The sequence below is a fragment of the Streptococcus sp. AM28-20 genome, from assembly GCF_003603595.1.
In the GTDB taxonomy this organism is placed as follows: Bacteria; Bacillota; Bacilli; order Lactobacillales; family Streptococcaceae; genus Streptococcus; species Streptococcus ilei.
Genome location: NZ_QTNK01000001.1, coordinates 246,320 through 267,746, shown reverse-complemented (window position 1 = coordinate 267,746; position 21,427 = coordinate 246,320). Strand labels below are relative to the sequence as shown.

At 43.9% G+C, this 21,427-nt stretch carries 20 protein-coding genes; 3 read left to right on the top strand and 17 right to left on the bottom strand.

The genetic code is table 11. From position 1 onward, the window contains the following. Window positions 1–86: 86 nt before the first annotated feature. On the top strand, window positions 87–629 hold the full coding sequence (locus tag DW738_RS01425; protein WP_123160130.1) for a biotin transporter BioY: 543 nt from the start codon (window positions 87–89) through the stop codon (window positions 627–629). Between the two features lie 55 nt (window positions 630–684). Here the strand turns inward: DW738_RS01425 and DW738_RS01420 are convergent, their stop codons facing one another. The 13 genes from DW738_RS01420 to truB all read right to left on the bottom strand — a co-directional run bounded on the left by DW738_RS01420 (window position 685) and on the right by truB (window position 13,119). Beyond that, window positions 685–3,228 (bottom strand): M1 family metallopeptidase, encoded by a 2,544-nt coding sequence (locus DW738_RS01420; RefSeq protein ID WP_123160129.1) that lies wholly within the window; start codon window positions 3,226–3,228, stop codon window positions 685–687. A gap of 130 nt (window positions 3,229–3,358) precedes the next feature. Then, window positions 3,359–4,012: a phosphate signaling complex protein PhoU gene (gene phoU / locus DW738_RS01415; RefSeq protein WP_023022840.1), complete on the bottom strand. Its 654-nt coding sequence runs from the start codon at window positions 4,010–4,012 to the stop codon at window positions 3,359–3,361. A 12-nt stretch (window positions 4,013–4,024) separates the two neighbouring features. Next, complete coding sequence (gene pstB, locus DW738_RS01410) at window positions 4,025–4,783, bottom strand: phosphate ABC transporter ATP-binding protein PstB (RefSeq protein WP_003003393.1); 759 nt, start codon at window positions 4,781–4,783, stop codon at window positions 4,025–4,027. Window positions 4,784–4,812: 29 nt separating this feature from the next. After that, window positions 4,813–5,616, bottom strand: a complete 804-nt coding sequence (pstB, locus tag DW738_RS01405; protein WP_023026660.1) for a phosphate ABC transporter ATP-binding protein PstB — start codon at window positions 5,614–5,616, stop codon at window positions 4,813–4,815. A gap of 11 nt (window positions 5,617–5,627) precedes the next feature. Then, window positions 5,628–6,512 carry a phosphate ABC transporter permease PstA gene (gene pstA, locus DW738_RS01400; RefSeq protein ID WP_023022836.1) on the bottom strand — a complete coding sequence of 295 codons (885 nt, stop codon included), beginning with the start codon at window positions 6,510–6,512 and terminating at the stop codon, window positions 5,628–5,630. Beyond that, complete coding sequence (pstC, locus tag DW738_RS01395) at window positions 6,502–7,413, bottom strand: phosphate ABC transporter permease subunit PstC (protein WP_023022834.1); 912 nt, start codon at window positions 7,411–7,413, stop codon at window positions 6,502–6,504. Before pstC ends, pstA begins: the two co-directional genes overlap by 11 nt. A 17-nt stretch (window positions 7,414–7,430) precedes the next feature. After that, the gene (locus DW738_RS01390) at window positions 7,431–8,297 is read right to left on the bottom strand and encodes a phosphate ABC transporter substrate-binding protein PstS family protein (RefSeq protein WP_023022832.1); all 867 of its coding nucleotides are present in this window, start codon (window positions 8,295–8,297) and stop codon (window positions 7,431–7,433) included. A gap of 130 nt (window positions 8,298–8,427) precedes the next feature. Further along, window positions 8,428–9,732 (bottom strand): RsmB/NOP family class I SAM-dependent RNA methyltransferase, encoded by a 1,305-nt coding sequence (locus DW738_RS01385; RefSeq protein ID WP_123160128.1) that lies wholly within the window; start codon window positions 9,730–9,732, stop codon window positions 8,428–8,430. Further along, complete coding sequence (locus DW738_RS01380; protein ID WP_023022828.1) at window positions 9,729–10,502, bottom strand: inositol monophosphatase family protein; 774 nt, start codon at window positions 10,500–10,502, stop codon at window positions 9,729–9,731. Before DW738_RS01380 ends, DW738_RS01385 begins: the two co-directional genes overlap by 4 nt. Continuing rightward, on the bottom strand, window positions 10,492–10,770 hold the full coding sequence (locus tag DW738_RS01375; RefSeq protein WP_023026658.1) for a UPF0223 family protein: 279 nt from the start codon (window positions 10,768–10,770) through the stop codon (window positions 10,492–10,494). Before DW738_RS01375 ends, DW738_RS01380 begins: the two co-directional genes overlap by 11 nt. Before the next feature lies 1 nt (window position 10,771). Beyond that, window positions 10,772–11,173: a Spx/MgsR family RNA polymerase-binding regulatory protein gene (locus DW738_RS01370; protein WP_040803090.1), complete on the bottom strand. Its 402-nt coding sequence runs from the start codon at window positions 11,171–11,173 to the stop codon at window positions 10,772–10,774. Between the two features lie 127 nt (window positions 11,174–11,300). After that, the gene (locus DW738_RS01365; protein ID WP_123160127.1) at window positions 11,301–12,218 is read right to left on the bottom strand and encodes a bifunctional riboflavin kinase/FAD synthetase; all 918 of its coding nucleotides are present in this window, start codon (window positions 12,216–12,218) and stop codon (window positions 11,301–11,303) included. Window positions 12,219–12,222: 4 nt separating this feature from the next. Next, on the bottom strand, window positions 12,223–13,119 hold the full coding sequence (gene truB, locus DW738_RS01360; RefSeq protein ID WP_207801994.1) for a tRNA pseudouridine(55) synthase TruB: 897 nt from the start codon (window positions 13,117–13,119) through the stop codon (window positions 12,223–12,225). A 179-nt stretch (window positions 13,120–13,298) separates the two neighbouring features. Here truB and DW738_RS01355 point away from each other — a divergent pair, with 179 nt between their 5' ends. Continuing rightward, window positions 13,299–14,615, top strand: coding sequence for an FAD-containing oxidoreductase (locus DW738_RS01355; RefSeq protein WP_123160126.1), 1,317 nt, complete (start codon window positions 13,299–13,301; stop codon window positions 14,613–14,615). Between the two features lie 33 nt (window positions 14,616–14,648). On the opposite strand, the gene DW738_RS01350 is transcribed toward DW738_RS01355, so the two are convergent. The 4 genes from DW738_RS01350 to pcrA all read right to left on the bottom strand — a co-directional run bounded on the left by DW738_RS01350 (window position 14,649) and on the right by pcrA (window position 19,976). Further along, entirely contained in the window at window positions 14,649–15,449 is an 801-nt protein-coding gene (locus DW738_RS01350; protein ID WP_123160125.1) for an alpha/beta hydrolase, read from the bottom strand. Between the two features lie 31 nt (window positions 15,450–15,480). Further along, window positions 15,481–15,924 carry a GNAT family N-acetyltransferase gene (locus DW738_RS01345; RefSeq protein WP_123160124.1) on the bottom strand — a complete coding sequence of 148 codons (444 nt, stop codon included), beginning with the start codon at window positions 15,922–15,924 and terminating at the stop codon, window positions 15,481–15,483. 9 nt (window positions 15,925–15,933) lie between these two features. Next, on the bottom strand, window positions 15,934–17,205 hold the full coding sequence (locus DW738_RS01340; RefSeq protein ID WP_123160123.1) for a DUF2130 domain-containing protein: 1,272 nt from the start codon (window positions 17,203–17,205) through the stop codon (window positions 15,934–15,936). Between the two features lie 485 nt (window positions 17,206–17,690). Further along, a complete protein-coding gene (gene pcrA / locus DW738_RS01330) occupies window positions 17,691–19,976 on the bottom strand; it encodes a DNA helicase PcrA (protein WP_123160122.1) in 2,286 nt (761 codons plus the stop codon). 198 nt (window positions 19,977–20,174) lie between these two features. On the opposite strand from pcrA, the gene DW738_RS01325 reads away from it, so the two are divergent. Beyond that, the gene (locus tag DW738_RS01325; RefSeq protein ID WP_123160121.1) at window positions 20,175–21,368 is read left to right on the top strand and encodes a cation diffusion facilitator family transporter; all 1,194 of its coding nucleotides are present in this window, start codon (window positions 20,175–20,177) and stop codon (window positions 21,366–21,368) included. Window positions 21,369–21,427 lie beyond the last annotated feature (59 nt).

Here is a 21,427-nt window from a genome sequence, read left to right as displayed (position 1 = left end):
ATTGTCACAGCTGAATAGAGGACTTGACAGGCTTGCATTCTTTTTTGTAGAATAGTTACCATAAAAATAAAGCGAGGTTTACTGTTTTGAAAAAAATAGAATCAATGACATTAATTGCTCTTGGAGCAGCTCTGATTGCTGCCCTATCACCTTTTACAATCCCACTTGGACCCATTCCTATCACGCTTCAGACTTTAGCGATTGGATTGATCGCCAGCATCTACCGTCCAAAAGAAGCCACTCTTTCCGTTCTCATTTACCTCCTCTTAGGTGCCATTGGACTTCCCGTCTTTGCAGGTGGTCACGGAGGCATCAGCTCCTTCTACGGTCCTACTGCCGGATTCCTTTTCTTCTTTCCTCTTCGTGCTTTAGTTACCTCTATCTTTGCTGGCCAAAAGGGACAGCCCATTCGTATTTTCCTTGCTAATGCCTTGGGAGAAGTCGTCCTCTTTATTGGCGGTGCCTTAGGATTTATGTTCATCACTCATCAGAGTTTGGATTTCACAGTAAAATTTGTCGTCTTACCTTTTGTGCTACCAGACTTGATTAAGATGGCTTTGACAACGATTTTCGCAGTCATTCTTTATCGAAATCTTAAGCATCTCCCTTATTTCAAAACAGAAAAATAAAAAAACTCTTAGAGAGGCTTGCAGATCTGCAAAGCCTTCTCTAGGAGCTTTTTCTTTATTTTGTAGCTAGAAGTGCTGCTTCAACGGCGGCTTTCTCTCGCTCGATAAGATCGATACGAGCAGCAATTTCTTTGATTCCCATCTTGATATTGCGGCTAATCGCCATATCTTCTAATTGAGGTTCAAAGAAGGCCTTGTATTCATTCAAGCGTTCAAGGGTCTTGAAACAGTTGGCTGGGTAGATAACAAACTTATCAAAGCTCATATCACCACCGAGTGCCTTCTTGATCCAATCCCAGTTCTCACGCGCCCAAGTCCAGGTTCTTCCTTGGGTAAAGTCATGGTGCAAGAAATTGAAGTACCAACTCATAGCCAAGTCTTGCGGTTTCACCACATCCTTGTTCTTCCACTCCTTCAATAGAGCTTCCAAGGTTTCCTCATCCTTGGTGTAAGAAAGAGCTGCTGCCAACTGGCGTTTAAAGTTTCCATCCACTGTCTTCACATAGGTATCTAGGTATTGTTGACTAAGTGCCTTGGTTTCCTGATGCTTGATTTGGTTGATCAAGATTTGCAAGCGAATGGCAGCTGGAAGTTTTTCTAGATCAGATGCATGTGCTTCAAAGAGGACACTCGCTTGGGCTTGTGCAGCTTCATCATTGGCCTTAATCATGTTAGCAATCATGAGCTGACGAACTTTTTCGTCTTCTTCTGCTTCACCTGGCTTAGCTTCTAGTCCCAAGCGTTCAAAGTTGTAGCGGTTCATCCGTTTCAAGAGCTCATGGAAGGCAACTTCTGTTTCCGTTCCTTCATCCACAAAGAGACTGATTCCAGTCAAGACGCTCGAAACAGCAGAAACTACCAAGAAGGAATTTTCTTCTGTCAAATGCTCGATCACTGGCAAGAGGCTTGCATAGGAAATTTGCCCACTTTCAGCTAACAGACGACGTTCTTGAACCACTTGCAATTTCGAAGTGCTATCTAAGTTAGCAAGGTCAGCAAGGATGTCTTCCAACAATTCCCCACGGTAGTCACTGATATAGTGGGCCGTATTTTCTGTATTAAAGCGAAGAGCACCGCTATTAGCCGTCTTCAAGGCACTGTAGTTTGGAATTTCTAAGACTTCTGTTTCTAAAGTATCTGGAATACCTGACCAGTTGCTATTTAGCGGAACAACCCACTTGCGACCTTTTTCTTCTTTTTCTCCGATAAAGAACTGGTCTTGACGGATGATCAAGGTATCGTTCTCCACAGAAGCTGAAACAACTGGATAGCCAGGTTGCTCCAACCAAGAATCCATAAAGGCTGCTACATCCCGACCAGAAGCTTGACCCAAGGCTTCCCAAAGATCTTGCCCAATGGTATTTCCATATTGGTGCTTTTCAAAGTAGATTTTCAAGCCCTTGCGGAAAGCGTCATCGCCTAACCAGCGACGAAGCATGTGCATAAGACGGCTACCCTTAGCATAAACAATCGCTGGGTCAAAGAGGGTGTTGATCTCGTCTGGGTGTTTCACTTCCACATGGACGGATTGAACGCCATCAGTCGCATCGCGTTTCAAGGCAGCAGGTACACCTGTCGTTTGGAAGTCTTCAAAAATGTTCCAGCTTGGTTCGATGGCATCCAAGCAGACATATTCCATCATATTGGCAAAGCTTTCATTCAACCAGAGGTCATCCCACCACTTCATCGTTACGAGGTTTCCGAACCATTGGTGAGCCAATTCGTGAGCCACCACCAAGGCTACTGTTTGACGGCTTTGGGCTGTCGAATTCTCATCTACAAGGAGGTAAACTTCGCGGTAGGTTACCAAGCCCCAGTTTTCCATAGCTCCTGAAGAGAAGTCTGGAAGGGCAATATGAAGGGATTGAGGGATTGGGTAAGCCACTCCATAGTAGTCTTCGTAGAATTCAATGGCACGAACAGCAATATCTAAGGAGAAGTCCAAGTTTTCTAATGGGTGAGCTTTGGTAGAGTAAACACCGACTAGGGTTCCATTCTTGGTCTTAGCTGTCACACCCTGCAAATCTCCTGCTGCAAATGCCAAAAGATAAGAAGACATACGAGGAGTTGTATCAAACTTCCAAATACCTGTTTCTTTCCGACTTTCGACATCGATTTCAGGCATGTTAGAAAGAACGATTTCCCCCTCTTCTTGGTCAAACTTCACAGCCAAATCAAAGGTCGCTTTGGCTTCTGGTTCATCCACACTTGGGAAGGCTTCACGCGCAAAGTGACTTTCAAATTGAGTAGAAATCACTTCCTTTTTGACACCATCTACTGTGTAGTAAGATGGATAGATCCCTGTCATATTATCGGTAATGTTCCCTGTATAAGTGAGGGTAAGGTTTACTTTACCTGTAGCAGGAACTTCGACAAAGACCGCTTCTTCCTCGTCATTGACTGTAAAGGCACAATCTTGTCCATCTACTTGCGCAGATTGGATGGTCAAATCCTTTTGGTGAAGAGAGATGCGAGTATCCTTTGCCTCTCCTGTAATGGTCACTTTCCCTGAGAAAGTCTTGTTTGAGCGGTTCAAATCTAAGAATAGATCATAGTGCTCAGGTACAAATGTATCAATAAAATGTGCAACTGCTTGCATGAGTATCTCCTTCTTCATTTATTCTCATCTTCTATTCTAACATAAATCCTATGGTCTGTAAGGTAAGAGGAGGTAAAACCAGATCTCTAAGAAAATAAAGTCTGAGATGATGACCTCAGACTTTATTTTCTTATAATTCCACAATTTTTCCTGTTTCGAAGTAGACAACCCATTCACATATGTTTTTTGCATAATCTCCGATGCGTTCCAAGAAGTTGATCACTTGGAAATAATCCCGTCCGGTAACGATGGACTCTGGATTCTTCCGAATTTCTTCTGTTGCTAATTCTTGAATGCTATCAAAGTAATGGTTGATCACTTCGTCTCGGCTAGCTACTTCATAGGCCAAATCTACATCACCTTTGAGGTAAACATCCAATGTCGCTTCAACAAAGTCTTTAACTTCACGTCCCATCTTGCTGATCTCCTCTTCAACAGATTGGATGCGGACTTCCCCCTTCATTCGAATAGTTGCTTTCGCGATTGAAACCGCATGGTCACCCATCCGCTCTAAGTCAGAGACTGCTTTTAAGACCGTCATGACCACGCGAAGGTCTTGCGAAACTGGCTGTTGAAGGGCGATAATCTCAAAAGATTTGCGCTCCAATTTCACTTCGTATTCATTGATATCCGCATCATCTTCGATAACCTGGCGGGCCAATTCACGGTCATGTGTGACGAAAGCACGAACCGTACGATTGATTTGGGTCAACACTTCATTTCCCATTGCATAAAATTGGTTATGCAATTTTTCTAAATCTTCTTCAAATTGAACTCGTAACATTTTATTTTCTTCCTATCCAAATTTACCAGAGACATAGTCTTCTGTTTCTTTCTTAGCTGGGTTCAAGAACATTTCATTGGTATCATTGTACTCAATCAAATCGCCATCTAAGAAAAAGGCTGTTTTATCGGAAATCCGACTCGCTTGCTGCATGGATCGAGTCACCAAGAGCATGGTGTAACGGTCTTTTAGTCCATACAGGGTTTCTTCAATCTTACCAGCTGAAATCGGGTCCAGCGCTGAAGTTGGTTCATCCAAAAGAATAATCTTTGGACTGGTCGCAAGGACCCGCGCTACACAAACCCGCTGCTGCTGACCACCGGAAAGTCCGATAGCAGAATCATGCAGGCGATCCTTGACCTCATCCCAGATGGAAGCACGTTTCAGTGAGGTTTCAACCGCTTCATCCAAAACAGCCTTGTCCTTGACACCATTAATCATCAAGCCATAGGTCACATTATCATAAATGGACATTGGAAAGGGATTGGGCTGTTGGAAGACCATTCCGATTTCCTTGCGCAATTCGACCGTATCGGTCCGTGGTCCGTAGATATTATGTCCATTATAGAGGATGGTTCCTGTAGTTGTGACCTCATGGTTCAGGTCCCCCATGCGGTTAATGGCTTTTAAAAGGGTAGATTTCCCTGATCCAGAAGGACCAATCAAAGCTGTAATCTCCTTTGGAGCAAAATCCAAAGAAACACTATTTAAAGCCTTCTTTTTATTGTAATAAACCGACAAGTCCTTGACTTGCAAAATTGGTTCTGTCATTCTATTTTCCTTTTTGTTGTCATATTCCTTTATCCAAAGTGACCCGATACATAATCGTTGGTCGATTGCAATTTCGCATTTTGGAAAATATTCGAAGTCTTATCGTACTCGATGAGGTTTCCAAGGTAGAAGAAACCGGTATAATCGCTAGCACGCGCTGCTTGTTGCATACTGTGTGTCACGATGACAATCGTGTAATCCTTCTTCAACTCCAGCATGGTTTCTTCTAATTGCGCTGTTGCGATCGGGTCTAAGGCTGAGGCTGGCTCATCCATGAGCAAAATCTCTGGTTTAACGGAGATGGCACGGGCAATACAAAGGCGTTGCTGTTGACCTCCCGAGAGCGTCAAAGCAGACTTGTGCAAGTCATCCTTGACCTGATCCCAGAGGGCTGCTTGCTTCAAGGATTTTTCTACGATTTCATCCAAGACCTTCTTGTCTTTGACTCCTGCCCGTTCGTGAGGGAAGGTAATATTGCGGTAGATAGACTTCGCAAATGGATTTGGTCGTTGGAAGACCATCCCGATATGCTTTCTCATTTCATAGACATTGATATCTGGTCGGTTGACATCAATCCCTTCGTACCAGATCTCACCAGTCACACGCGCAATATCAATGGTATCGTTCATTCGGTTCAAACTTCTAAGATAGGTGGACTTCCCTGATCCAGAAGGACCAATCAAGGCTGTAATCTTATTCTTTTCAAACTGCATGTCGACGCCTTTGATGGACTCGTTATTTCCATAATAGACATGCAAATCTTTGGTAGATAGGACCACCTTTTCTTCAGGAAAAGTAATGATGTGTCTCTCATCCCAATTGTATTTTGACATTTCTTCTCCTTTTATGCTGAGGTTAATTTCTTATGGAGGTAAGTACCGAGCTTACGTGCTCCAAAGTTGAATATCAAAATGAAGATCAACAAAACGGCTGCAGAACCAGCGGATACTTCAATAGCATCTGGAATGGTCCCTTCACTATTGACCTTCCAAATGTGGACTGCTAGTGTTTCTGCTTGACGGAAAATGGAGATTGGACTGGTCACACTGAAGAGGTTCCAGTTACTCCAATCCAAAGCTGGAGCAGACTGGCCAGCTGTATAAATCAAGGCCGCTGCTTCCCCGAAAATCCGTCCAGAAGCCAGTACGACACCCGTAATAATACTTGGCAAGGCTTCTGGTACCACTACGTGAATCACGGTTTCCCAACGAGAGATTCCAAGAGCAAGCCCAGCTTCTCTTTGTGTATGGTGGACGTTTTGCAAACTATCTTCAATGTTCCGTGTCATCTGTGGCAAGTTAAAGACTGTCAAGGCCAAGGCACCAGAAATAATCGAGAAGCCATATTGGAACTGCACTACAAAGACCAAATAGCCAAAGAGACCGACTACAACTGATGGAAGGGAAGACAAGATTTCAATACAGGTCCGAACCAAATTGGTCAATGGGCCCTTCTTGGCATACTCTGACAAGTAGATCCCTGCCCCCAAAGAAAGTGGGAAGGAAATAATCAAGGTAATGACTAAGAGGAAGAAGGAATTATAAAGCTGAATCCCAATCCCTCCACCTGCTTGGTAAGAAGAGGATTTGCTGGTCAAGAAAGTCCAAGACACATGCGGCAACCCTCTAAGTAAGATATAGAGAATCAAAGAAGCAAGAATAGTGACAATAATTCCAGCAATAGCATAGAGAACCCCTGTCGCTATCTTATCTATTTTTTTAGCGTGCATAGTTCTTCTTACCTCTTTCTTTCGTGATCAATTTGATAACGCTGTTGAATGCCAAACTCATCAGCAAGAGCACCAAAGCAAGTGACCAGAGAACGTTGTTGTTAACTGTTCCCATAACAGTATTTCCAATACCCATGGTCAAAATGGAGGTCAAGGTGGAAGCTGGAGTTGTTAAAGATGTTGGAACAACTGCTGAGTTTCCGACTACCATCTGAATAGCCAAGGCTTCCCCGAAGGCACGCGCCATCCCAAAGACAACTGCCGTAAAAATACCCGAGCGAGCTGCCTTTAAGGTGACATGCCAGATGGTTTGCCAGCGAGTCGCTCCCATAGCCATACTCGCTTCCCGGTAGTGACGAGGGACTGCCCGTAAGCTGTCTGTTGTCATAAAGGTCACTGTTGGGAGAATCATGACAAAGAGGACAAAGACCCCTGACAAGATCCCAAATCCTGTCCCACCAAAGATGGAACGAACAAATGGAACCACTACTTGCAAACCAATAAATCCATATACAACGGAAGGAATCCCTACCAACAATTCAATGGCTGGTTGTAAGAGACGAGATCCCTTAGGAGATACTTCTGTCATAAAGACTGCTGCACCAATGGCAAAAGGTGTCGCCACCAAAGCAGACAAGAGGGTTACAATGAAGGAACCCAAGATCATTGGCAAAGCCCCAAATTCTTTCCCTGACGGATTCCAAGTGGATCCGAAAAGGAAACTAAAGACATTGACCTTGTTGACAAAGAAGGTCGATAATCCCTTTTGGGCTACAAAAATCAAAATCAAAGCTACAACAAAGACAATTAAACTCATACAACAGAAGGTAATGGTTTTACCAAATTTTTCCAAACGAGAATTATTGGACTTTGCGAGCATTTTTTTTGCTACTTCGTTCATTTTTTACCTAATTCTTCTTATTTCTTCGTAATGTTACCGTCAAGATCACGGCTGACTTTCATATCATTGATTGGGATATAGCCCATCTTACCAACGATTTCCTGCTGGACCTCATCTGTCATCATATAATCCAAGAATTTCTTGGCCAATTTACTTGGCTCTCCCTTGGTATACATGTGTTCGTAGGACCAAATTGGCCAGTTATTATTCACCACGTTTTCCTTAGTTGGTTCATAGCCATTTAACTTCATGGTTTTGACACTATCATCCACGTAGGTAAAAGCCAAATAAGAAATGGCACCTGGAGTCTGGGAAACAATGTTTTTCACCATTCCATTGGAATCCTGTTCCTGAGCCTGTTTAGGATCTTTCCCATTCATGATGATGTCATCGAATACGGCACGGCTACCGGATCCTACTGCCCGGTTCACAATGGTAATTTCGAGATCCTCACCCCCCAATTGCTTCCAGTTGGTATATTCACCAGTAAAAATCTTACGCAATTGTTCAGTTGTCAAATCGTCTACGGAAATAGTCTTATTGGCAATGATGGCTGTTCCTGCTACTGCCACTTGATGGTCTACCAAGCTAGAAGCATCGATTCCATCTTTTTCCTCCGCAAAGAGGTCACTATTTCCAATATCCACAGCTCCCGATTGGACCTGAGAAAGACCTGTACCAGATCCGCCTCCTTGGACATTAACAATCTTACCGGGATGTTCTTCCACATAACGATCTACCACCCCTTCAACGAGCGGTTGTAGGGCTGTCGATCCAACAGCTGTAATCGCTTCTCCACGGTCAATCCAAGATGCACAGGCAGATAGAGAAGCTGCAAGTGCTACTGTTGCTAGCCCAAGGACTAGCTTTTTGCATTTATTCAATGTAAGTCTCCTTGAATCAAAATCAAATATCGTTTAAATGTTATCTCTAAACACTTGGTCATCTTCTAGTATTCTAGCAAGAATCACTCTATTTCCACTATAACATAGAAAGACCGCATTTCCTAATAATTTATCTAAATCTCAAGCCTTTTGGAAAGAAATTTTTTAACGTTCGTCCCGTTACTTTTGCAAAGCCCAAACCATTGCCTCCAGCCAGGACCTGATACCATCCATTTGCGTAATCTTGCTCCAACTGAATGGTCTCTCCAGCCACGTACTTACTAAAGTCTGGATCCGACAAGCTGACTGATTTTTTCACTTGATCTGGTTTCAGAGCTAGGCCCAGAGCAAAGCTAGGTTCAAAGCGATTTTTCTTAAAGGTGCCAAGATGCAAGCCATTGCGAGCAATCTTGACCTTTTTCAAATCAGGAAGTCCAGATGGTAAGAGATAAAGCTGATCTCCAAAACATTGGTAGAGACCCTCCAAGTCGACAGCTAAGCAGTCCTTGGCAAAAGTTTGCCACAACTTCTTCTGCTCAGCCGTTAGATTGGAACGTCCTTCCTTGAACTTCTTAACTTCAGGCTCTCCGTGATAAAGGAATTTAGCAACAAATTGCCCTTCACCCTTGAAATGATGAGGATACATACGGGCCGTTTCAGGATGTCCGATCCCTTTTACCATACCATTAATTTTTTCAATCGGTAGCAATTCTAGCTCATATTCTTCTAAAAGCCAAGAGACAATCTCTTCGTTCTCTTCCGGAGCCCAGGTACAAGTCGAATAAACTAGCTGCCCCCCTGGTGCCAGCATCTTGATAGCATCTGTTAAGATTTCTCTTTGAAGACTTGCGCATTGAGCTGGATAATCTGGATTCCAGTAGTCCATGGCATCTGGCTGCTTCCGGAACATTCCTTCACCAGAGCATGGTGCATCCAAAACAATCAGATCGAAAAAGGCTGGGAAAACCTTTGCCAAACGTTCGGCTGATTCATTGGTCACCACGACGTTACGAGCACTAAAGCGTTCAACATTCTCGACCAGAATCTTGGAGCGTCCCTTGTGAATTTCATTAGAAATAAGGAGGCCTTGATTGCCTAAATAAGAGAGCAAGTGAGTCGTCTTTCCACCAGGGGCTGCCGCAAGATCCAAGACCTTCATACCCGGACTGGGATGCGCTACTTGAGCCACCATTTGGGCAGCGGGTTCTTGCGAGTAGACCAAACCTGTGACATGGGCAATGGATTTCCCCGATACCTTACCATAGTAACTCCAAGGCATGCCTGGAATGGGCTCATCGCCTCTGATTTGCACTGCCTTTAATGGATTGGTTCGATAGGCAGAAACGGCTGGTTCATCAAAAGTTTGAAAGAAGGCTTCAGCCTCTTCTTCAAGTAATTGGGTATACTTTTCTTTAAATCCTTGAGGAAAGGTCATGCGTTTTTTCCTTTCGTCAAAAAAGGTTGAATTTCATCTAGTTTACAAGTCGGCACCATCATAATGGGCTCCAAGGTCTCATAGTTGGGTTCTTTCCCTTCCAAGGTCAGGACCGAGTAACCTAGACACTCGCCCATAATGGCAGCAGCAGCATAATCCCAAGGCCAGATATAGCTAAAGTAGCCTAAAATACCACCAGATAGAATCTTGGTAAAGCTGATACCAGCGCTCCCATAGACTCGAATCCCCAAGCACTCTGCTCCCAGATCCGCCATGCCCCAAGCGTTGGATTTGAGCATGCCGACATTGGAAGCCACTAATAAGTCCCCAAGAGGCCGATTTTGAAATGGTTTCAGTTCTTTGTCATTACAAAAGACTCCAAAATCCTTTCCACCAAAAAAGAGATGGTCGCGCATGACATCATAGATCAAGCCAAACTGGCCAATCCCTTCTTCAAAATAGGCAACCATTACAGCAAAATCTTCTTTTTGGGTCACAAAATTATTGGTCCCATCAATGGGATCAATCACCCAGACCTTGCCGGAGTGAATAGGAGCACGAAGTTCATCTTCTTCAGCGAAAATTTGGTCTTCTGGATAAGCTTCTAATATCTTATGGACTAAGGTTGCTTGCACTTTCTGATCCATCTGAGTCACCAAATCCGTCGGATTTGTTTTGACAGTAATCGCTAGCTGGTCATGTAAGTGTTCTCTTAGATAGCTTCCTGCTTCTTTGACAATGGTCTTAGCAAATTCTAATTTATTGATCAATCGAAAACCATCCTTCCCCTTTTTCTTTCGCAACTTTGGTTGCGCGGTAAAGTGAGTAGCCACTGACCTCTTCAAATTCCTTGCCCAGACGCTTTTCTTCGCCAATACTTGGGACAACTTTCTTAAAGGCCTTATAGGCTTCTAGGTAGATGCGGGCATCTGCCTTTTGTTCATAGGCTTGTTCAACCTGATTAAAAAAAGAAAGCACCGAAGCAAGCTCTTCAGTGCTCCACGATAAATCGAGTGGGTAACTATAATTCTTATTCATATTAATGGATCTCCGCTCTTAATGTAGCAGATCTTAACTCTTCCTTACGATATCCACGAGGGAGAAATGCGCGGATTTCATCCTCATTGAAACCAATTTGCATCCGTTTCTTGTCTAGAATAATTGGGCGACGCAAAAGACTAGGATTTTCCTCAATGAGCTTAATCAAAGCAGAAATCGATAAATCCTCTACATCAACATTTAACTTCTGAAAAATTTTAGAACGAGTTGAAATAATATCGTCTGTACCGTTCTCAGTTAGAGCTAAAATATTACGCAACTCCTCAGTTGTTAGAGGACTCGTCATAATATTGTGTTCCTTAAAAGGAACCTCATGTTTTTCTAACCAAGCCCGGGCCTTCCGACAGGATGTACAACTCGGAGACAAAAATAATGTAATCATGTTCTTCTCTTCTTTTTTTGGACACACTTAGCTAACTCTATTATACAAAATTATTCGGTGCTTGCATAGTGATTTTTGAATTTAGACAAAGAAAATTCTCCCCTTAAGGGAGAATTTCTAACAAAAGTTATCTGGTCCATTGACGAGCTATGATCTCATCCTGACGCAGTTGCTCCACAAGCGCTTCTACACTGTCAAATTTGACCATTTCTCGAATCTTGTCTAACCAAAAAATCCGAATCGTATGTCCATAAATATCTTTTGAAAAATCAAAGATATTGGCTTCAAAGCGAAGTTCTGTCCCATCAAAAGTCGAGTTTTTTCCTACAGAGGCCATCCCCCGGTGACGCTTCCCTAGCACTTCTACTTCGACGACATAAACACCATCTTGAGGAAGATGTGTCCGATCGATAGGTGCAAGATTGGCTGTTGGAAAACCAATGGTTCGGCCTCGTGCATCCCCATGAACGACGATACCACGACTGGATAAAGGATATCCCAAGAGATCGGCTGCTTCTTTGACCTGGCCTAATGAAATGGCCTGCCGAATACGGGTTGAGCTGATTTTTTCTCCCTGGTCTAGGACAGGGGGAACCACTATGACTTGGCCCTTAAAATAGGTTTCTAAATCACTAGCTACTTTCTTATCGCTACCAAAGCTATAATCAAATCCTGCCACTAAGACACGCGCTCGAAGTGTTGTTAGGTAGGTGGCAACGAATTCTTCAGCCGTATGAGCCGCAAAATCACTGGTAAAATCAATGAGATAAAGATCATCGACTCCAAGTTCTTCCATTCGTTTAAAGCGTTCCTCTGGATTTTGAAGGTGGAGGAGTAATTCTGGTTGGTAACGGGCAAAGGCCAATTTTGGAGATTCTGGAAAGGTCAAGACAGCTACTCGAAGTCCTTGCTCATCCGCAATGGCACGAGCTGTCCGAAAGAGCTCCTGATGCCCTCTGTGAAGACCGTCAAAATAGCCCAAGACAAGAACTGTATCTGCTTGAGCTTTTATTTCTTTTTCACTAGTTACATAACAAATGTTCATGAATTTATTGTAACACACTTTCTGTCAGAAAAACCTTGCGAGGTTTGTAAAGTTCTTCTCTTTTTTCTAAAATGGCCACTAATTTTCCTTGGTAAAAAGCAGCCAATTCTTTGGAGTCACTCTCAACCGGAATAAAGCGTCCCACTTGGACTTCGCCGACCTCTTCGACTGTCAGCTCCACTTTTTCCAGATCTCCGGTTCCAATTTCAAGTGGATGAAGGAAGCTCAAATCTCCTTGCGCAACTTTTTCAGCAAGTTCTTCCAAGGTTAGGGCATTTTCTAAGGACAAGCCAGCAGCACTGGTACGTGTCAGATGAGACATATGGGCCGCATAGCCCAGTTTCTGCCCTAAATCCACAGACAAGGTCCGGATATAGGTCCCCTTGCTGCAATTAACCCGGAAGCGAAAGCGGGCTAGTCCTTCTTCATAACGAATTTCGCTTGTTCGCGTGAATTCATAAATGGTCACCTGCCGAACCGGCCGTTCCACTTCTTCTCCTGCACGCGCATACTCATAGAGCTTACGCCCATTGACCTTGACCGCAGAATACATAGGTGGTACCTGTTCGATTTCTCCTACCATCTGGGCAATCATGCGGTCTACCTCTTCTGCATCCAAGGGGTCTTGCACAGGAGTCCGCTCGACAAGTTCTCCACTGGCATCCTCCGTTGTCGTGGAAAATCCCAAAGTGATTTCTCCCTCATAGATTTTGCCTTCATCCTGCATAAATTCAACCATTCGGGTTGCCTTGCCAACTGCGATCGGAAGCACCCCCACCACATCAGGATCCAGAGTTCCTCCATGGCCTATCTTCTTGGTTCCTAAGATTTTCCGCAGTTTAAAGACTACATCATGCGAAGTCATCCCTGCTTCTTTTTTTACATTAATAATTCCGTCCATCTGAATTGCTCTTTCTAACTCATGTGTGACCATGACGGTCACCGACCCTTTATTATACCATGAAAAGGATCTCCTTGTCCCTGATTCCCCATTCCCATGAGCTCCTAAAAATCCCGTAGCAGATTTCAGACTTTTTAAAATGGGTTTGATACAATAGAAAACGAAAGAAGGTGTAACATATGTTAACGTATGATGTTATTGTTATTGGATTTGGTAAAGCTGGTAAAACACTAGCAGCGAAATTATCAAGCCAAGGGAAAAAAGTCGCTCTAATTGAAAAGAGCAAGTCTATGTATGGTGGTACTTGTATCAATATCGCTTGTATCCCAACCAAGACCTTGATTGTCGCAGCGGAAAAAGGCTTGGATTTTGAACAAGCCATGAGCGAAAAGAATGCGGTCACCACTCGTCTCAACGGCAAGAACTACGCAACTATTGCTGGAACTGGTGTAGACATTATCGATGCAACAGCTCGTTTCGTTTCCAACAAGGTCATCGAAATTCAAGCCGGTGAGGAAAAGGAAGAATTGACAGCAGAAACCATTATTATCAATACTGGTGCAGTGCCAACTATCCTTCCAATCCCAGGACTGGCTGAAAGCAAGTTTGCTGTGGATTCAACCGGTATTCAACGTTTGGAAAATCTACCTAAACGCCTGGGTGTCCTTGGTGGGGGACCAATCGGATTGGAATTTGCCCATCTCTACAATACCTTGGGTAGCCAAGTAACGGTACTAGACGCTTCTGAAGCATTCTTGCCACGGATTGAGCCAAGCATTGCAGCTCTTGCAAAAGGTTATCTTGAAGAAGATGGCATTCAGTTCTTGCAAGGCGTTCATACCCAAGAAATCAAGGATGGTGAAGCTAGCGTAACCGTTGTCACCGATAAAGGAGACTTCGAGTTCGATATCCTCCTCTACGCAACCGGACGCAAACCAAACACAGCTGGACTGGGGCTTGAAAATACAGACATCCAAATCACTGATCGTGGAGCGATTCAAGTCAACCGTCATTTGGAAACCAACGTTCCTGGTGTCTTTGCAGTTGGGGATGTCAATGGTGGTCCTCAGTTCACTTACATGTCCCTTGACGATTTCCGCATTGTCTTCAACTACCTCACAGGCGATGGTAGCTACAATCTTGAAACTCGTAGAAATTATGCGACAACCCTCTTCATTGCTCCTCCATTGGCCCAAGTCGGCTTGACCGAGCAAGAAGCACGTGACAAAGGACTTCCAGTTGCTGTCAAAGAATTGCCAGTTGCTGCCATGCCACGTGGCCATGTCAATGCAGACCTCCGAGGGGCCTTCAAAGCAGTGGTCAATCCAGAAACCAAGGAAATTCTTGGAGCCACTCTCTTCGGAGAAGCTGCAGGCGAACTCATCAACCTGATCACCATGGCCATGGACAATAAGATCCCTTATACTTACATCGCAAAACAAATCTTTACCCACCCAACCATGGCAGAAAACCTAAACGATCTCTTTGCGATTTAACTAACATAAAAAAGCTGGAAAATTCCAGCTTTTTTAGTTTAAGAATCCACAGACAGCCTCTTGAAATACTTTATTTTCTTCATACAGAGCATGCCCAGAATGATTTAGAATAAGGAGCTGACAACCCGAAATCGCTTTTGCCAGTTCCTTGGATCCCTTCACACCAATCACATCATCTTCGAGGGCACCAAGAACCAAGGTCGGACACTGAATTACTTTTAAGACCTCAAGGCTATTATGTTCCAGGCAAGACTGAGACTGAATGACAATTCGTTTTTCATCTTTCATTCGACCCAGGCGCCCCATGATATTATAAAGCAACCGCCACTTTTGATAGCTCTTTTGCGTGTAGGAGTGCTGTGCAATATCCAGCATGAGATGTTTAAAATTTCCAGATTGACTGAGTTTTTGCCAATGCTCAATTCGTTCTCTAGCAAGTTGACTAGGCTTCGCTGTTGTCACAGCTAGGATGAGCCTTTGAACCCTTTCTGGAAAATCTACAGCTAGCCATTGAGCAATCATTCCACCTTGTGAAATCCCCATAACATAGGCGGCATCTAGGTTTAGTGTCTCCATTGCTTCTGCTACATCTGCTGCCATATCCCGCGTCGTATAGCCCTGCCTCAACTCATTGATTCGAGAAAAAACATAGATTTTATAACGCTTAGCAAGTAGACGATAAGAGAGGGAGAAGATCTGGGCCTTTCCTTTAACCGTCTGCAACCCATCCCCCAAGCCTGGTATAATCACTAATGGCTGCTTACCTTTACCAAAGGTCACATAATCCATGCTCTTATCGTTAAAATATAATGTTTTCCCTTTTGTTGAAGACATTACTTCGTTCCCTCTACTATTTTTTCATGATTTATTTATGTTGAGTTTTTAAATGCAAGGCAAAGCCGGCAGTCACTTTTTCAAATCCAACTGCCTGATAAAACTGATGTGCAGCATTTCGTTCAGCGGTTAATCCACTATTCAAAGCCAGTACCTCAACTCCTTCTTTTACCGCTTGTTTTTTCAATTCATCGATTAGCCTACTGGCAATTCCTTGTCGTCTTGTTTCTTTTGCAACTGACAAAGCTAAAATACGATAGTAAGATCCATCTGCTTCAAAAAAGAAGAGCTTTGCATAACCTAATAAACCTAAAATTTCTCCGTTTCTTTCAGCTAGAAGACAGCCATAATGTGGTTGAGAAAGAATCATTTCTAAACGTCGAGACAGCTTAGAAGCGGTCGTTGGATAGCCTAAGTCTTCGTATAAAGACAGTAGGGCTTCAGCATCTTTCATGGTTGCTTTTCGTATCTGCATAGGTTCCTCCTATTCCCCCTTCAAGGCATCAAACTTAGCCTTCATGGTTGGATTTTTCCGTGTCAATTTTTTAACGGAAACATCATCCAGCTTGTTGTTGGCGAGGCGGAGTTGATTTTCGGATGTGGTGAGGAATTTCTTGACTTCTTCCATGCGTTTGATGGCCTTGTCTATTTCATCTATGGCCTTACCGAAGTTGACGGATGCTGAATTGTAGTTCTTGGCAAAGGCAACCTTGAAGGCGTCTAGGTCTTCTTCAAAGTGGGTGATATCGATATTTTGTTCACGAACAAGCGCTAATTCCTGCTTGTACTGGAGCGAGTTAAGCGCAGCATTGCGCAAGAGGGTAATCATGGGCAAGAAGAACTGAGGCCGGATAACATACATCTTCTCATAGGCGTAGGACACATCGACAATACCCGAATTGTAGAGCTCGCTGTCAGCCTCAAGAAGTGTCACCAGAATAGCATACTCGCAGCCTTTCTCACGCCGGTCCTTATCCAGCTCTTTGAAGAAATGCTCGTTTTTCTTCTTGGTCGCTGTCTCATCGCCTTCATTTTTCATCTCAAACATGATAGAGAGGATTTCTACACCATTTTCATCCACCTCACGGTAAATATAGTCACCCTTGCTGCCGGTTCTGACATCATTGTCCTTGCCAAACTCAGCTCGTGGAAACATAGCCATACGATTCTTGTTAAACTCATACTCGCAGTGCTGTTCCAAACTCTCACCAATCATCTTAGTAGACTGCTTAGCTTTGAAATCCTTGTAGAACTCTATGGTCTCGTCTTTCTGCCGCAGCTCTACCTCATAGCGCTCTTTGAGAGAAGTCTGGGCGAGTGCTGCTTCCTTTTCTTGCAAGGCTAGCTGATTCTTAACCTCGTCTCGCTCTTTTTCTAGTGCAGATAAAGTCTTTTGAAGTTGATTTTCATGCTCCAAGCGCAGAGTTGTCAACTGATTTTCCAGTGCTTGCACTTCTTTTTCTTTCTCTAGCAGGCTTTGGCTAGCTGTTTGCTCCACCTCTTTTTTGGCCAATTCTTTTTCAGTATCAAACTGTTGAATCTGGTTTTGTAACTGGGCAATTTCTTGATCCTTCTTGGCTAACTTCTCTTGCTGCTCATTAAGGGCCTTTTGCTCAGCTAAAGCCAACTCTTGCCGAATTCGCTCATGAATTTCCTTGTCAAACTCAGCTGTCCGTACCTGTGACAAGAGCTCGCTGTATTGACTTTCATTAACTGTAAAAACTTCCCCACAGTTGGGGCACTTGATTTCGTTCATAGCCTGCCTCTTTCTCTATTCTTAGTATATTATATCATGCTACCAGTAAAATCAAAACCAGCAAACGAAGCTTGCTTCTACTATTTCCCTCCACAATCAAGTTTATGGCAATGAATAGAGTAAATGAAAGCATTTGAGAAAGCAGAATGCTAAGCATTGAAACTTCTCGCCGTAAGAAAAGAGGCTGGGACAAAAGTCCTAGCCTCTCAATTGTCTTTGGATTATCGAGCAAGACGCAGTGGTTGAGTGGGCTCTACTACGCTGATTTTATCAGCTTTTACAGCCCTACTCAACTGTGCGGAGGTGGGACGACGAAATCGAATTCTAACGAATTACCGATTTCTGTCCCACTCTCTCGGCAGATTTGAGACGGAAGGCTCAAATCTAAGGTATGGAATCCCAAAGGGAGTCGCTACCGTCCGTCCTCACCTAAGGGAAGTTTTATAAAAAGGCAAAACCAGCAAGCTTAGCTTACTGGTTTCTGTTTATTTCTTCTCAATCGGAGCGACGCTGGCCAAGAGTTTCTTGAGACCCACTTCTGGGAAGTTAATCTTAAGCTCTTGAGTATTGCCACTACCTGATACTTCAAGCACGGTTCCTTCTCCCCACTTCTTGTGAATAGCAATATCACCAATGGACCAAGCGACACTTTCTTTGGCACCAGATTGCTTGCCATTGCCAAAGGGGAGGCTTGAGGACGTGAGAGTGCTTGGGGCTGCTTGTCTCTTGCGCTCTTGAAGGGCTTGTGACAGGCTCATTCCTTTTCCAAAGGTCGTTCCGCCACCATTGCTATAGGAAGCCTTAAAGCTCGTGTTAGCCGGACGCGCTAAACCTTGGTAGGTCAATAAATCTGAGCTAATCTCATTGATAAAGCGCGTCGGACGGTTGTAGCTGGTCCGTCCAAAGAGCAACCGAGAATTGGCATTGGTCAGGAAGAGAACCTTCTCAGCCCGCGTGATTCCTACATAAGCCAGACGACGTTCTTCTTCCAACTCATCTGGATCCTCTGCTGCTCGACTAAGAGGAAAGACGTTTTCTTCCATCCCAATCAAGAAGACCACTGGGAACTCCAGTCCTTTAGCCGCGTGAAGAGTCATCAAGGTCACTTCCGAAGTCTCTTGCGCGCCATCATCTGTATCAGCAATCAGGGCCAAGTCGTTCAAAAAACGACTTAAGGTTTCCACACCAGATTCATCTTCAACAGACTCACCATTTTCATCAAAATTCTTGGTAACAGACAGGAATTCTTGGATATTCTCGATGCGGGCCTGACTTTCCAAATTTCCCTGATTGGTTAAGGTTGTCATATAGCCTGTCTTGTCAAGGACTTCTTCGACCAACTCTGTAATGGTCAGCTGGTCTAATTTTTCTCTCAAATCAAGAATGAGATTGGCAAAGTCCCAGATGGCTTGGGCCGCTTTTCCTTTGATGCCAGAGAGCATGATATTGGCTGAAGCATCCAGGAGTGAAGACCCTTGCATTTGGGCAAAATCACGAATCTTCTCCACCGTACCCGGTCCGATTCCACGCTTAGGTTCATTGATAATCCGCTCAAAACTAATATTGTCACTGAGGTTGGCAATCAAGTTCAGATAAGCAATGATATCTCGAATTTCTTTTCGGCTGTAGAACTTGGTACCCCCTACCATGGTATAAGGAATATTGGACTTGAGCAGTGCTTCTTCAATGGTCCGGGATTGGGCATTAGTTCGGTAGAGAACCGCAAAGTCACGGTGTTTATAGTTAGCTTTCCGACTGAGCTCTTCGATGGTTTTGGCCACAAAGACCGCTTCATCCTGCTCATCATTGGCCCGGTAATAGACAATCTCTTCGCCGTCAGCATTTTGAGTCCAGAGATTCTTAGGACGGCGGTTACGATTATTTTTGATAACATCGTTCGCTGCTTGTAGGATGGTTTTAGTGGAGCGATAATTTTCCTCTAACAAAACGACCTTGGCATCAGGATAATCCTTTTCGAAATCCAAGATATTTTGCATATCCGCTCCCCGCCAGCCATAAATTGATTGGTCAGCATCCCCAACAACACAGATATTTTTAAAGCGTGAAGCTAGTAGTTTGACCAATTGGTATTGAGCATGGTTGGTATCTTGGTACTCATCCACATGGATGTATTGGAACTTCTGCTGGTAATAGGTCAGCACATCAGGATGCTGGTCAAAGAGACGCAAGGTCAGCATGATCAAATCATCAAAGTCCACTGCTTCTGACTGACGGAGTTCCTTTTGGTAAGCCTCATAACACTTGGCGACGATTTGGGTGTACATATCCCCCGCCTGGGCGGCATAGGCCACTTCATCAATCAGGTCATTCTTGGCATTGGAAATGGTCCCCAAAATGGTTCGTTCATTCCATTTCTTAGGATCCAAATTCAAGGACTTCAAGATCCGCTTCATCAAGGTGCGTTGCTCACCCGGATCAACAATGGTAAAGTTGCGATTGTAGCCAATGTGATCTGCATCTCGGCGAAGGATGCGCACACACATGGAGTGGAAGGTGGCAATCAAGCAATCTTGGGTCGCCGGATTCAACTGGTAAGCCCGCTCCTTCATCTCCCGAGCGGCCTTATTGGTAAAGGTAATGGCCAAAATATTCCATGGATTGACCATTTTTTCATCGATCAAGTAAGCAATCCGATGGGTCAAGACTCGTGTCTTACCAGAACCAGCCCCCGCCATAATCAAGAGGGGACCTTCTGTCGTTTGGACCGCCTCTGCCTGGCGATCATTCATACCTTTCAATAAAGGATTCATCTCATACTCCTCATTCTTTCAATCGTTCTATTATACCATAATTTTGCCCTTCTTCCTTTTGGAAATGGTTGGCTTCATTTGAATTTTGCCCTCAAAAAGGCTATAATAAAGCCTTAAGAAGAATGAATATTTCCTCTTCAACAACTATCCAAATTCATCGCTGATGAGGAAATCTACAAAAGTCTGGAGGAGTTATCAGTGAATCAATCACAAAGTAATTTAAAACTTGCCGAACGTGGAGCCCTGATCAGTATTGTAGCCTACCTGATCCTTTCCGCTGCCAAATTAGCAACAGGCCACCTCCTTCACTCCTCTAGTTTGGTTGCCGATGGTTTTAATAACTTATCAGATATTATTAGTAATGTCGCCCTTCTCATCGGCATTCGCATGGCCCGCCAGCCAGCTGACCGTGACCACCGATTTGGTCATTGGAAGATTGAAGATCTAGCTAGTCTGGTGACTTCCATCATCATGTTTTATGTGGGCTTTGATGTCTTACGTGATACGGTTCAAAAAATCCTCAGCAGGGAAACATCGGTCATTGATCCTTTAGGGGCCATTGTCGGAGTTGGGTCAGCCCTAGTCATGTTTGCAGTCTATCTATATAACCGCACTTTAGCTAAGAAAGCCCAATCCAAGGCCCTCAATGCCGCTGCTAAAGACAACCTGTCTGACGTAGTCACTTCTTTAGGAACCTCTGTTGCGATTGGAGCTAGTGCTCTTAACTATCCGATTGTGGACCAATTAGTAGCTATCGTTATTACCTTCTTTATTCTAAAAACAGCCTACGATATTTTCATTGAATCCTCCTTCAGCCTCTCAGATGGATTTGATGAAAGTCTTCTGGATAAATACAAGGCTGCTATTCTAGAATTGCCAAAGGTCAGCCGAGTCAAATCCCAACGAGGACGGACCTACGGAAGCAATATCTACCTAGATGTCGTCATCGAAATGAATCCAGACCTTTCTGTTTATGAGAGCCATGCCATTACCGAAGAGGTCGAGCGCCTTCTCAAGGAAAAATTTGGAGTCTTTGACATCGATGTCCATGTGGAACCAAGTTCCATCCCAGAAGATGAAATTTTGGACAATGTCCTTCTCAAACTAAAAACCTACGAAGAACGCTTGCAAGCTCAGCAAGAATATTCAACCCTCCTAGCAGACAACTTCACCCTCATCGATGAGTTTGGCCAAGAAAGCCACAAGGAGGACCTGGTCCGTTTGCAGGAAGAGCATCAGATTCCCTTTAAGAATTTCGAGATCGAATCCATCAGTCAAAAGACTAAGTTGATTCGCTATGAATTAAATAACCAGATCCATACCAGTCTCTGGCGTCGCCATGAACATTGGCAAAAGGTCTTTCATCAAATTACCAGTAAAAAGGAAAACTAAAGCCCTCTAACTGGGAGGAACAAAGATAAAAAGCTACTGCAGCTCACACGTTCTGCAGT